11 protein-coding genes are annotated in these 13,431 nt (G+C 57.0%); 7 read left to right on the top strand and 4 right to left on the bottom strand.

What is annotated here, in order from left to right; all coding sequences use genetic code 11:
• Positions 1–91 precede the first annotated feature (91 nt).
• A complete protein-coding gene (locus tag AACL53_RS03475; RefSeq protein WP_339082524.1) occupies positions 92–547 on the top strand; it encodes a VOC family protein in 456 nt (151 codons plus the stop codon).
• A gap of 623 nt (positions 548–1,170) precedes the next feature.
• Positions 1,171–2,997, top strand: a complete 1,827-nt coding sequence (locus tag AACL53_RS03470) for a methanol/ethanol family PQQ-dependent dehydrogenase (RefSeq protein ID WP_339082522.1) — start codon at positions 1,171–1,173, stop codon at positions 2,995–2,997.
• A gap of 121 nt (positions 2,998–3,118) precedes the next feature.
• Here AACL53_RS03470 and AACL53_RS03465 read toward each other — a convergent pair whose 3' ends face one another.
• On the bottom strand, positions 3,119–4,474 hold the full coding sequence (locus AACL53_RS03465) for a HAMP domain-containing protein (protein ID WP_339082520.1): 1,356 nt from the start codon (positions 4,472–4,474) through the stop codon (positions 3,119–3,121).
• 112 nt (positions 4,475–4,586) lie between these two features.
• Here AACL53_RS03465 and AACL53_RS03460 point away from each other — a divergent pair, with 112 nt between their 5' ends.
• Positions 4,587–5,204 (top strand): response regulator transcription factor, encoded by a 618-nt coding sequence (locus AACL53_RS03460; RefSeq protein WP_339082518.1) that lies wholly within the window; start codon positions 4,587–4,589, stop codon positions 5,202–5,204.
• A 27-nt stretch (positions 5,205–5,231) separates the two neighbouring features.
• Here AACL53_RS03460 and AACL53_RS03455 read toward each other — a convergent pair whose 3' ends face one another.
• Together AACL53_RS03455 and AACL53_RS03450 are read right to left on the bottom strand one after the other, a co-directional pair.
• On the bottom strand, positions 5,232–6,176 hold the full coding sequence (locus AACL53_RS03455) for a formylglycine-generating enzyme family protein (protein ID WP_339082516.1): 945 nt from the start codon (positions 6,174–6,176) through the stop codon (positions 5,232–5,234).
• A gap of 19 nt (positions 6,177–6,195) precedes the next feature.
• Positions 6,196–6,714 (bottom strand): DUF3617 family protein, encoded by a 519-nt coding sequence (locus AACL53_RS03450; RefSeq protein WP_339082514.1) that lies wholly within the window; start codon positions 6,712–6,714, stop codon positions 6,196–6,198.
• A gap of 205 nt (positions 6,715–6,919) precedes the next feature.
• On the opposite strand from AACL53_RS03450, the gene AACL53_RS03445 reads away from it, so the two are divergent.
• A complete protein-coding gene (locus AACL53_RS03445; protein WP_339082511.1) occupies positions 6,920–8,026 on the top strand; it encodes a WD40 repeat domain-containing protein in 1,107 nt (368 codons plus the stop codon).
• Positions 8,027–8,181: 155 nt separating this feature from the next.
• Entirely contained in the window at positions 8,182–8,811 is a 630-nt protein-coding gene (locus tag AACL53_RS03440; RefSeq protein WP_339082509.1) for a vWA domain-containing protein, read from the top strand.
• Here AACL53_RS03440 and AACL53_RS03435 read toward each other — a convergent pair.
• Entirely contained in the window at positions 8,777–9,604 is an 828-nt protein-coding gene (locus AACL53_RS03435) for a quinoprotein dehydrogenase-associated SoxYZ-like carrier (protein WP_339082507.1), read from the bottom strand. The genes AACL53_RS03440 and AACL53_RS03435 overlap by 35 nt on opposite strands.
• A gap of 178 nt (positions 9,605–9,782) precedes the next feature.
• Between AACL53_RS03435 and AACL53_RS03430 the strand changes: the two genes are divergently transcribed.
• Together AACL53_RS03430 and AACL53_RS03425 are read left to right on the top strand one after the other, a co-directional pair.
• Positions 9,783–10,916 carry a serine hydrolase gene (locus AACL53_RS03430; protein ID WP_339082505.1) on the top strand — a complete coding sequence of 378 codons (1,134 nt, stop codon included), beginning with the start codon at positions 9,783–9,785 and terminating at the stop codon, positions 10,914–10,916.
• A gap of 547 nt (positions 10,917–11,463) precedes the next feature.
• Positions 11,464–13,347 carry a PQQ-dependent dehydrogenase, methanol/ethanol family gene (locus AACL53_RS03425; RefSeq protein ID WP_339082503.1) on the top strand — a complete coding sequence of 628 codons (1,884 nt, stop codon included), beginning with the start codon at positions 11,464–11,466 and terminating at the stop codon, positions 13,345–13,347.
• Positions 13,348–13,431: the final 84 nt, after the last annotated feature.

Below are 13,431 nucleotides of genomic sequence, written 5' to 3'. Positions count from 1 at the left end.
GCGCAGTATCGCCGCCCATAACCTGCGTGGCTGTTAGGCCGACGATGCAGCATCACGTAGCGTAGTGTCTCAAGCGTGTATGGAGGTGCATATGAGCGGGGTTCAAGTCGACCAGCAGAGCTATCAGATGCCGCCGGAGGATGGGTTTACCGTTGCACACTTTCTCACTGTTGCCGACATCGAACGATCGGCTCGATTTTACGAAACGGTCTTCGGAGGTCGTATTCTGAGCAGAGGCGATAGCAGCGGCGCGCCAGGCTACATCCAGATCGCGAACACGTGGCTCCTTGTCAACGTCGGGGGTGGTCCGACACCCGACAAACCATCTGTGACGCTCAGCGTCCCCGCCGACCCCGATTCGGTCAGCAGCTTCATGAATATCCGCGTTGCGGATATTCAAGCATGCTTTGAACTTTGGAAGAGTCGAGGCGCCGAGTTCATCACAGAGCCAAAGGAAAAGTACGGCGAGACGCGCTGCTACATTCGAGATCCCGATGGCTATATTATAGAAGTCGGACAAAGAAAGCCGGACTTCACTTACGGCTGAACGGCACGACACATGAAGGCATCATTGGTGACCGCATGCCCTCCGGCGACGTGAGCGCGGGAGGCAAGATGCTTGTTTGCCGCTGCGCTTGAACAGTCTGTAAATTTGGTAGCGGCGGGCCCACGTGCATACGCGCTCGGCGCTTTTTCACACGAGACATTAACTTCTCAGATTTGAAAGCGCTATCCCGGCGATTAGCCGACTTGTCACTGAAGCCCTCCTGGTTCTTGCGCAATCCACAGTACGCGAAGCGCGAAAAAAGGCGCGATAAAGAGGAGAACTTGAATTGGTCTTAGGTCAATTGGCGACGAAGCGTAATTTGACTGTTCCGAAGGCGGGAATACTTTCTTCACCGCAGCGGGATCTCCCGTAAAAGACCTCGATGACTGGTGGTCCTCTGCGATGATGATTGCTCCAAGCAGCGGCTGTGGGCATACGAAATGGTTTCCACCGCGAGCTTAGACCTCTTTCATCATCTCAGAAGTTGAGGAATGAAATTAGAGTGAGTGGAGCCGATGTGCTTTCCACGTTCGCAATCCAACTCCCCTCAAACTCTTCCATTCTCCCAGCGAAGTAGGCTGAACCGATGCCGTGTATGAGGCGTCAACAAGTGGAGGAAGCAAATGCGAAAAAGTGCGTTGGCGTGCGGTTTGCTCGCAACTGCCGCGTTCTCGGCGCCTGCATGCGCGAACGAGAGCGTAATAAAGTGCTCCGCAGATCCAAACCAGTGGTGCATCCAGTCCGGTGACTATGCTGGTACCCGCTATTCGAAACTTGACCAAATCAACACCGAAAACGTCGGTCAGTTAAAAGTGGCTTGGACGTTCTCCACGGGCGTTCTTCGTGGTCACGAAGGCGGGCCGCTCGTGATCGGCGACATGATGTATCTCACGACACCTTTCCCGAATGACGTCATCGCGCTGAATCTTGCTGACGACCAGAAAATCGTCTGGAAGTATACGCCGAAGCAAGATCCTTCAGTCATCCCCGTGATGTGCTGCGACACTGTCAACCGTGGCGTGCAGTATGCGGATGGCAAGATTTTCCTGCACCAGGCTGACACCGCTCTCGTCGCTCTTGACGCGAAGACGGGTAAGGAGATGTGGAAGGTCGTCAATGGTGATCCAAAACATGGTGAGACCGGCACCGGCTCTCCGCTCATCACAAAAGATAAGGTGATCATCGGCATCTCGGGCGCCGAATTTGGCGTTCGCGGTTCAGTCACCGCCTACGATATCAACAGCGGCAAGAAGGTTTGGCGCGCTTACTCGATGGGCCCGGATGCGGAAATGCTGGTCGATCCAGAGAAGACCATGTCGCTCGGCAAGCCGATCGGCAAGGACTCCTCGCTCAAGACTTGGAACGGTGATCAGTGGAAGATCGGCGGCGGTTCGGTCTGGGGCTACATGGCCTTCGATCCTGAACTCAACCTGATCTACTACGGAACCGCCAACCCCTCCACCTGGAACCCCGTCCAGCGCGCGGGACCGAACGGCAAGCCGATCGATCAGAAGTGGTCGATGACCATGTTCGCTCGTGACGTCGACACCGGTATGGCCAAGTGGGCCTATCAGTTCACGCCGTTCGACGAGTGGGACTATGACGGCGTCAACGAGCCAATTTTGGCCGAACTCGACTTCGGTGGCACGAAGCACAAGACGGCGACGCAGTTCAACCGCAACGGTTTTGCCTATACGTTCGACCGGGGAACGGGCGATCTTCTCGTTGCCGAGAAGTTTGATCCGGCGGTCAACTGGGCTACCGGCATCGACATGGACAAGGCCAGCAAGGACTACGGTCGTCCGATCCGTGTTGAGAAGTACTCGACGTTCAAGAACGGCCAGGGCCAGGACGAGAATACGAAGGGCATTTGCCCAGCGGCGCTCGGTTCAAAAGATCAGCAGCCGGCTTCCTATTCAGAGCTGACTGGCCTGTTCTACGTTCCGACGAACCATGTGTGCATGGACTACGAGCCGTTTAAGGTTTCGTACACGGCTGGTCAGCCTTACGTTGGCGCCACGCTCTCCATGTTCCCGGGTCCTGATGAACCGAAGCGTATGGGTAACTTCATCGCCTGGGATGGCGCAAAGGGCAAGATCGTATGGTCGAAGCCCGAGCAGTTCTCGGTATGGTCGGGCGCTCTGACCACCGCTGGCGGCGTTGCCTTCTACGGCACGCTCGAGGGCTACTTCAAAGCCGTCGACCAGAAGGATGGCAAGGAACTCTTCAAGTTCAAGACGCCGTCGGGCATCATCGGCAACGCTATGACTTACACCCACGATGGTAAGCAGTACGTTGCAGTGTTCTCGGGCGTTGGTGGTTGGGCCGGCATCGGTCTTGCTGCTGGCTTGACGAACCCGACCGATGGTCTCGGTGCCGTCGGTGGTTACGCCGGCCTCTCGGAGTACACGAACCTTGGCGGGTCTATGACTGTCTTCTCGCTGCCGTAGCGCTTCCTCCAAGAAAGACAGCTAAGGGTCTGCGAGTAACTTGGCCGGCGCGCATCTGACGCGCCGGTCCTTTGAAGGCAAAATGTGTTCTCAGCGATTGACAAAATAAATGCCGGGCTCGTCATCCGGATCGGAACGCTCCAGGCAGCGAAACCCTCAGGTCGGTGCCCCCTCCAGACGGCAAAGAGATCGATAGCGAACCCGCGAGGGCGCTCACGCGTTCGCGCATGGCCTTGAGCCCGAATCCATCTGACGACGAATCTTTGCGACCTCGGCCGTTATCACGCACGCTAACGTTGACCATGTCTTGCATCGGCTTGCCGTTCACACCGGGCGCGGTGTCACGCTGCAAAGAAACGTTGACCGCGATCAACGACCCACCTGAATGACGAAAGGCGTTCGTTAAGCCTTCCTGGACGATTCGGTAGACCGTCAATTTCGTTGTCTCGTCGAGCGTATCGACTGAACCGTCGATAGAGAACTCGATGTTGACCGCGCTATTGTTTCTGCGCCACATCTCGACCATCGCGCGCAGAGCGCCACTCAAACCAAGCTCTGAGAGCCCCGGTGGAGTCAATCTTTCGAGAACTCTGCGGTTCGTCTGCTGCAACAAATCAACGTGGCTCAGGATCTGTCCATTAAGACCCCGGACTCGGCCAATATCAGGCCCGGATTTTTCGAGCTCGCGGGCGACGAGCGTACCGTCCGTCCGGATCGAAAACAGGTAAGGGCCGAGCTCATCGTGAAGCTCGCGCGCGATGTCGCGCCGCTCCTGATCCTGTATGAGGATCATATTGCCGGTGAGACGTTGGTTGTCCTGCCGCGCTTTCTGCAATGCAGCCGCCAGTGCATTGAGGCTACCGCATATACTCTTGATCTCGGGGGGGCCCCTCTCAGGAACGCGAAGATCAAACTCTCCTGCAGCCATGCGGCGCATCGCATCGCGGAGAGCGCGTACCGGACTGAGCGAGCGATTGATGATAAAATACGTCAATGCAAGCGTCACCGCGGAGATGATCACGCCCCATTGGAAGATCTGAAAAATTGCTTCGAGAAGCTCGCCGAATTCATCGCTGGGCTTGGGCGTGATGACAATGGTGTCAATCAGCTCGCCGCGGACTTCGACTGGCATTTTCAAAGGGACGAGACGCAAGTCCCTCCATCGAGATAGCCATGTCTGTTCGATATCATCATGATCGCTGTCATCCCCAGTACCCTTTTGCGAGGCCAGAGACACCGACGCGTGACGAAGGTTCTTTAGTTCTCCAACAAGCCGTAGCAACGCCGCTCGTGGGTCGTTCGAATCTTTGAGGGGGAGCAGAGACGAATGTATCAATGTTTCGGTCAGCAGCATCGTGCTCGCATTTTCGACGTCCATGCGAGGTTTTGCGTCGATGAGAATGAAAGCAATCATGCATGCGAGGCCGAGCCCCGACAAAAGGCCGATAGCGAGATTGAGGCGCAACTGAATGGACATGTGACGCTCGTTACTTGATCGGGAAAAAATCCCGGAAAGATCGGCATTGATAATCGCTCATCGCTCGCTAGAACGAAATAAAGAGAGCAAGTCAAGGTGAGCATGAACCGCTGTGAAGCTTCTCGTCGTTGAAGACCATCCTATTGTTATCTCCGGTTGTCGGGCATTATTCTCCCAAGACGATGGGGTGACGATGGTAGAAGCACGGACGGCTTCTGCAGCGCGCATCGCGATGAAGGAAGAATCTCCCGACGTCACCGTCATTGACATCAATCTTCCGGATGGCTCCGGCCTCGAATTGACCCGAGAGTTTGTGACTCAAGATCCTGAAGTCCGGATTGTTGTTTTCTCCATGAGCGACACGCCGATGCTGGCCATTCAAGCAATCGAATGTGGGGCTAAAAGCTATGTCAGTAAGAATGGTGATCCCTTCGATCTGAGGGATGCCGTTCTTGCGGTGGCGCGAGGCGACTCTTGGCTATCCGACGAACTCATTCAGGAGATGGCGCTGTTGCGTGCCACCGCGCGCGGAACGACAGCGCTCCTTAGCGAGCGGGAGCATCTGGTTCTCAGAATGTTGGCAAGAGGCCGTAGCATGGCCGAGATCGCCAACGACATTTCGGTTTCCTATAAGACGGTTGCTGCTGATTGCGCGACGCTGCGCACGAAACTCAGCGCCCGGACGTCCTCAGAAATGGTCCGCATCGCGGCCGAACTGAAACTCGTTTGAAGAGCCGTTCACGCTTTAGAAACGCTGCTATGGCGATAGATCCCTAGCGATCCGGAAGCCAAGCGTCTGATTTCGAAAAGCGGGCCAATTCCTTAGTCGCATCGCGGCTCGCATCTGCCGTGGTTCGTAGAAGCAGGATCCGCCACGGAAAACTCGTAGCCCTTCGATCGCATCCGGCTTGCCGCAGCTTTTTGATTGGCGGGCGGAGCCGTCTTTTGGGCTGGTTTCGTAGTCGTCGCAATAATAATCGGCGACCCACTCCCAGACGTTGCCGTGGACGTTGAAGATGCCGAAGGCATTCGGCTTGAAACTATCGACGGGAAAGGCGCCGACGCCATCGCGATCGCTTCCGCATCCGCGGCAACATGCCATCACCTCTCCATTGTTCTTGGGATCATTGCCCCACCAGTATGGGGTCTTTCCACCCGCGCGCGCGGCGTATTCCCACTCGGCTTCCGACGGCAGGCGGTAGTGATGGCCGGTTTTTTTTGAAAGCCAATCCGCATACGTATTAGCATCGTCCCAGCTGACGCCGACGATCGGCTGGTTGTCGCCTTTGATGTAATCGGCCATGCTTTTGTAGGTGACGCCGCGACCAGTCTCGATGTTGTGTTCGCTGCCTGGCTCCAACCATTCTGGCGGTCGACAGGCGTTGGCGGTGACGCACGCCATATATTCGGCCGTTCTCACCTCATATTTGCTCATCGCGAACGACCGGATCGAAACGGGATGTAGTTTCTCCGAAGGCAAGCGTTCGGGCTCGCCCTCTGGAGATCCGATCTCCAGTCCCGGAGGCGAGGCCGGGATGACCACCATGTCCGGGCAGTGCTCGGCTGGGCAATCGTTGATTGATTGTACCGAACCGGCTCCATCGAGCGCGAGTGACGGTTCGGGCGCAGCCAGGGCGCATGCCACTGCGAGAAAGGCGACCGCACGTGAGCGCGGCCAAGCAATGCCGACGAGACGACGCATGTTTTCGATATCTCTCGAATTACTGCACCAGTACGCGCGTTCCGTCCGGAGCCTCGGCTTCGCCGGGCTTAAGGCCGCCACAGGAATCACTGACGTACTTTCCAAGCTGCGTGATCGTCCGCTTGATGACGACACTCTGTGCCTTCTGCTCGGGCTCGGTCGTCGTGCTCTGAATCTTGATCTCGAACGCAGACTTGAAATCGCCAGACATATTCGTGGTGCTCATGACCTTGCGGCCATTATACAGGCAGTCGGAATCGACGATCGTGCTCCCGCCCGCAGACTTGACATCGTACGTCGTGCAGTTTGCCTTATGTTCGACAACGCTCGTGGAAACGGTGGTCTTTTCCATTTGCGCATCAATGCAGAGCTTCATGGTCTGGTCGCGTGGCCCGTTGCCCTCGTCCATTACGGTTTTGAGTTCCCAGAGGCCTGCTTTTCGTTCCGGCAGTGTCGGCGCCGTGTCGTCGCTCAGAGCAGGCAAAACTGAAAACACGATAATTGCAAAAGGCGCAAAAAGCAGAGCTGTCGAACGCATGGTGTCCCTCCCAAAGGCGATACGGCTTCTTATAGTTTGGCGTGAAAGTTTGTGATCTCGCATTCTGCGGAATCTCTAAGGCCGCAATGTCAGTGTGCGCAACACTTGGATGAAGAGGAAATAAAGTTCGGGAACTATTCCCATTGTCGTTGCCTATTGTTCGTTAGCATTCTCCGGCGCCGCAACATCGACGAGTGGGGCTGGAATGTCATTCGCAAGAAGGCTGACACTTGTCGTCATTGGTTTTTGCCTGGCGACACCAGCCAATTTGCGTGCCGACGGCGTCCTGCTGACGGAGCCGCGACTTGTCCTGAGAGGACACACAAGCGATCTTTGGATTGCCCAATTCAGCCCCGATGGACGGCGCATCCTAACGGCGTCGAGTGACAAGACCGCCAAGCTCTGGGACGCGAAGAGCGGCGCCGAGATCGCGACTTTGAAGGGGCATGCGGAAGGCGTCCGCAACGCGGCTTTCAGTTCCGACGGCAAAATCATCGTGACAGTTGCGCGTGATGGCGGCGGCCGTCTTTGGAACGGGCAAACCGGCGCGCCACTCGGCGAACTCGTCGGCCATACCGCGATGACGGAGACCGTCGCCTTCAGTCGCGACGGAACGAAAATAGCGACCGGATCACTCGATACAACGGCGCGCATCTGGGATGCCGCAAGTGGCAAGGAGCTTTTGAAGCTCGCGGGGCATGAGGGCAACATCGCCGATGTCGAATTCAACTTCGATGGCACTCGTGTTGTCACGGCATCCAACGATCGTACGGCAAAGATCTGGGATACGAAGACGGGCGCCCTGCTTTTCACCCTCGGAGATCACGGGGGCATGGTAACGAGCGCGACGTTCAGCCCGGACGGCAAGTGGGTCGCGACGTCATCGAGTGACAAGTTCGCGCGGATTTGGGACGCGGGCACAGGCACTCTCATTCGAAAGCTCGAAGGTCATCAGCGTGGCATCCTACGGGTCATCTTCGATCGTACGGGGACGAAGATCTACACGGCCTCAACCGACAAAACGGCGAAGTTGTGGGATGCCGAGTCAGGGACCGTAGTCGCGACATTCACCGGCCACGATCGCTATGTGATGCGGCTTGCCCTCAACGCCGACAATAGCCGGCTCGTTACTGCGTCCCACGATAAGACTGCACGTATCTGGGATGCCAAATCCGGCGCTCTGCTTGCAACATTGGCGGGCCATCTGATGGAAGTCGAAGATGCAGAGTTTTCGCCTGACGGGCGCGAGGTGGTTACCGCCTCCTACGACGGCAATGCCCGCGTATGGGACGTTTCCGGCTTGGCGAAATAGCCGGGCCCATGCTTCCAGTACGCCACAAGACGAAGAGCTGCGATGCTCGGAAATTTGCCGGAGCCTTACTATTAGGGTTCATCTTGCCGATGTGTGCCGGCTGGCATCTGCAGGCGCAGGAACGTGATCGGAGAGCCGAATGCACGAAAGACCTGATGTTTGTCTTCGACGCGTCGGGCTCGATGGGCACGACCGATTTGACGGCGAAAGAACCCAACATAGAGCGAGTGAAGAGGGCTCTCCATCGCGTTGTTCCGCAGATTCCAGCGTCACGCCGCATGGGACTGATCATCTACGGAGAGGGTGCCTATAACCGCTGCGACAGCATCGACCTGAAAGTTCGTCCGCACCCTGATGCCGGCCAGGCGATCATGGCCGAGGTCGACAAGGTTCAGCCTGCGGGCCGAACGCCACTTACGCAATCGGTCCGAAATGCCGCCGATATTCTAGACTACCGGCACAACCCTTCGGTCATCGTGCTCCTGACTGACGGAGAGGAGACGTGCGGCGGCGATCCGTGTGCTATGGCCAACGCCCTGAAGGCCGAAGCTGCGGATCTCACCATTCACGTCATCGGCTACCGTCATCGTGATGCCGCTGGGCTCGGCGCCGTCTTTGGCGCTCGATGCCTGGCCGAGCAAACCGGCGGTCTCTATCTTTCGGTCGAGACCGAAGATGAACTCGTCGACGCTCTCCTCAAAACCCTGACATGCCCGCTGACTGCGGAAGTCGCCCCAAACGGTGCGCCGTTCATGAAGGCGGAGATACCGAACCGGTCGCCTTGAACTTCGTTCCGGCCGTATCAGTCGCCGTGAACTCGAGGTCGGCGGGACTTTCCGTCGCGAATGTAAAGCGGATGTTCGGGTCTTCCGAAATCGAGATGCCGCCTTCCATCGACCACAGAACCGTATCGCCCTGTTTTATTCGTATAGAGTTGATGAAACGAGCGGGCGTGTAGTCGCCGGTCGTTTTGTTCATCTGCATGCCGGTGAAGTTCGGGTGTCTGATCATCACGCGAGCTTCACGCCAGGCGTTACCGCTTACTTCGTCGTGCGAGACAATGAGCTGCGTCTTTCCCATTTGAGCGATCGCTTCCTCCGGATCTTTTGAAGCTGGCGCCGAACATCCACCCGTTCCTATGACGAATTTCGACGCCATATGGAGTGTGCCATCAGTCGTTTCGAGGATGGCGCGAACCCGACTGAAAGCGTCGACCCTGACTCGGGTTGCAATCGTTCTTTCACCGACGTCCGGGCCTTTCCGGAAGCCATCGCCGAACGCGAATGTTGCGGCGACCGGGACCGGATTACGATCGATGATCAACGTCAACGATCTCACGGACGGCGCAACAGTCGACGGAATTTTTATGGAAACAGGGACGACCGCAGCATCGTCGGCTTGATTTGGCGCGAAGATCTGGACGCTTGCCGGATCCTCTTGCACTGGCCGATCGGCAAAGACAGCCTTTTGAATTTCAGGCCAAGGATCATCGCCCGCCCAGGTCGAAAACGCGCAAGCCAGGAAGCCAACGGAGGCCGACGCCAAAGCGAACGGCAATTTGCTCACGCTTATTTTCATGGTTTCCTCTCTTTTACCGATCAGTGGATGAGAAAACGGCAACAGACGAGCAACTGAGATCTAACGGCGCCCAGGATACGCCACGGGCAGCCATTGCATTTGAAGTTTCTCTAGGGAAATATTCCCGATCGTGCCGGGAGCATTCCGGCAGGTCACGCGGTGCGAGGTAGACAGAGGAATGGCCGTTCGCTCTTGGGTCAATGCGTTCGCCGTCATCATCTTGTCCGTCGGGCAAGCGTCGGCAGAGAGTTCTTCCGGCTCTTTGGCTTCCTCGGTTAAACGTCTGACCGATAAGTTCATGGCCACCGGCGCCGAAGGAACGCCTCCCGGAATTCCCGCGATCAGCGTCGCGATTGGCCGCGACGGCAAGCTCCTCTACGCGGACGGTTTCGGGCAGGCGAGTGAGAATCGACCAGCAACGGCAGGAACGATCTATATGGTCGGCTCCATAACAAAGCAGTTCGCCGCTGCGGCGATTCTGCGGCTCATAGAGAAAGGCGCAACCCTTCGACACGGTAGCACCCTACTGAAGACTACGACTCCAGTCTCCAGCCTACTCGATATCGCCAACGATTGGACGCTCGAAGGCGGCCCTCCGATTACGGTCGCGCACTTGCTTTCGATGACATCCAACCTCCCCAATTTTACGCGCCGTCCGCCCCACGAACTCGATCCCTGGGGCGCCGTACCAGCGAAGCAATTGCTCGGTGGAATGAAAGAGTACCGTCCGAGCGGCTATCCCGGATCGTTCGAATATTCCAACACGAGCTACTTTTTGCTGTCCGAGATTATGGAGAATGTGGAAGTCGGCGGATCGTCGCGCGACTATCATCGGATTCTGAGGGAGGAGCTATTCACGCCCCTTGGTCTCAGCGACACGGGATTCGGAGGTGATAGCTGGGAGGCAAACCGGTTGGCCAATCCCCATTACCGTCGCCGACCCCGCTTCTCGCAACCTGATTGGCTGAAGGGAAGTGGCGACGTCGCATCATCGGTCATCGATATTTTCAAATGGAACAAGGCTCTTATGGAAGGTCAAGCGCTATCACCACAAATGCGCGATCTGATGCTATCCGACTGCGCGCGGGTCGACGTGTGGACGTATTATGGAATGGGCTGGTTCATATCCCACAAGGACGGAACAGATCGCTTTTTTCATAGCGGAACGGTTTCTGGCTACACCTCTTATAATTTGATTGTGCGGCCTTCGCCCGCCCATTGGGTATCGGTGTCGTTGCTCGCCAACAGCGACGGCGTAGAGGGAGTAGACTCCCTCGCTGACGAACTCGCTGAGTTGGCCCTCAAGTCTTGACCTGGGCGCAGGCATACAATCGGTTGATCTTGAATTCGGCTCCCGGGATTTTCAGGACGCGAAATCGGGAGAAATACCCATGGCGCCACGTCAACGTTCGCGAACATATAGCAGCGTCACGTTGAAATTTGCGCTGAGCGGTCTCCCTCCCGTCTTCCGCTCGGCGCAATTTTTTTGCCTGCAGCCGTCGTGAATTCGCTGTCGCGTCTATTTCCGTCGCTAAAAACTCGATGAATGTACGTAATAACATCAAATCAGTGTGAAGAGGACATCTTCCGCTGCGCGCTAGGAACTCCTCCCATGTTTGCGGAAAAATTTGAACGCTAACGTATGCACGCTGAACATCAGCGAGTTGTCACGCGGCCTGCGCGGCAACTGAAGACCAAGACCGGACACACGCCGTTAGCACTGCACCTTCGTTCGTTGAAATCTCATGAGCACACGCTCGCGAGAAGCAGAGCGGCTTTGCCCAGCGATGAAACCGGCGAAGAAGCGACCCGCGAACCGCAAAGGCAGCGGGGGAAAAGACAGGCTAGGAGGAAACAACATGAAATTAAGTTCGCTCCGTTATCTGGCGGGCGGAATCCTCGCAGTTCTGGTCGGGTTCGCCCTGCCGGCATTCGCTGAAGATGAAGTCGAACAACGCGCTGCCAATCCGAATGAGTGGGGTGCCCCGGGTCGGGACAACGCTTTGACCCGTCACAGCCCACTGAAAGACATCACCACGGACAACGTCTCGAAACTTCAGATGGTCTGGTCGCAATCGACCGGCGCACTCCGTGGCCACGAAGGTCAGCCGCTCGTCATAGAAGACGTCGGCGGCAAGCCGATGATGTTCTTTGTTTCCGGTTGCCCGGAAATGTCGAAGTGCAACATCGTCCAGGGGCTTGATCTTTCGGATCCCGATCATCCCAAGCAGATTTGGAATTACGTAAAGCAATCGGATCGCGATGAAACGGCCGTACCGCGGGCCTGCTGCGATACCGTGAACCGCGGCCCAGCATATGCGGACGGAAAGGTTGTCTTCGGTACACTCGATGGCTTCGTCATAGCGCTCGATGCTCAGACGGGCAAGGAAGTCTGGGTCGTCAAGCACGCTTGGCCTGAAAAGGGTGAGACCATCACCAACGCGCCACTCATCGCGGATGGCCTTGTCATCATCGGCTTCGGCGGTGACGAGTTCGCGGCGCGGGGTCGCGTCAACGCGTATGACCTGAAGACCGGTAAGCAGGTCTGGAAATGTTATTCGACAGGCTCCGATAAGGACGTCTGCTTGACGGCCGACACCAACAAGGCCAACCCGCATTACGGGACGGCGGGCAAGGACCTCGGAATTCACACGCACGTCGGCGACGACTGGAAGATCGGTGGCGGTTCGGCTTGGGGATGGTTCAGCTACGATCCCGAGCTGAAGATGATTTACTACTCGACCGGCAACCCGGGCCTTTGGAGCCCCGCATATCGTTGCGCGAAGAAAACGCACGAGGAATGCAACACGGGCGAGTTCGACAATAAGTGGTCGATGACCATTTTCGGTCGCAAGGTCGATACGGGTGAAGCGGTCTTCGCCTACCAAATGACCCCATTCGATCAATGGGACTACGACGGCGTCAACGAGAACGTGCTCGTCAACATGAACGTCGACGGGAAAGATCGCAAGACGCTCGTCCACTTCGATAGGAACGGCTTCAGCTACGTTCTCGATCGCACCGATGGCACCCTGCTCCGTGCCAACAAGTTCGTGACGGTTAACTGGGCCGAGAAGATCGACCTCAAGACGGGCCGTCCAGTGAAGGTGCGCGAGCATTCGCCGCTTGAGCGTGGTCGCAACGTCAATGCATGTCCGTCGGCGATGGGCGGTAAAGACCAGCAGCCTTGCTCGGTCGATCCGGCAGAACCGAACAAGTTCTATTGCCCAACCAACAACTGGTGCATGGAACTTGAACCGCAGGAACGGAGCCACACGCAGCAGGGCACCGTCTATGTGTTCGCAAACGTGTTCATGTTCCCCGAGAAGCCGGGCGTCACGGGCAAGATCAAGAAGTTCGACGTTCTGACCGGCACAACCGATTGGGAAATTCCTGATCAGTACCCGAATTGGGGCGGCACGCTGAATACCGCGGGCGGCTTGCTGTTCTACGGTTCGCTCGGCGGTGATTTCCGCGCCGTTGATCGCAACTCCGGCAAAGTGCTTTGGGATCGTAAGCTCGCGTCGGGCATCATCGGCAATCCGATCACCTACAAGATCAAGGACAAACAGTACGTCTCGATCCTGTCGGGCATCGGTGGCTGGATCGGCGTCCCAGTTACGGCAGGCCTGGATCTCAACGACAAGTTCGGGGCGATCGGTGCAACTGCGATGACGAAGGCAGCCAACCTCGACAAGATTCCTCAGGCCGGAACGCTCTTTACGTTCCGCGTGATGGAATAGGACGATCTCAGAAGACAAGTCGATCGGCGCTCGGTGAATATTCACCGGGCGCCGTCGTCGGTGGGAACGCGGGCTTCACGACTC

This window comes from Hyphomicrobium sp. ghe19, from assembly GCF_902712875.1.
GTDB lineage: Bacteria > Pseudomonadota > Alphaproteobacteria > Rhizobiales > Hyphomicrobiaceae > Hyphomicrobium_B.
The sequence above is the reverse complement of the archived record's forward strand: the minus strand, read 5'-3'. Positions and strand labels throughout refer to the sequence as shown.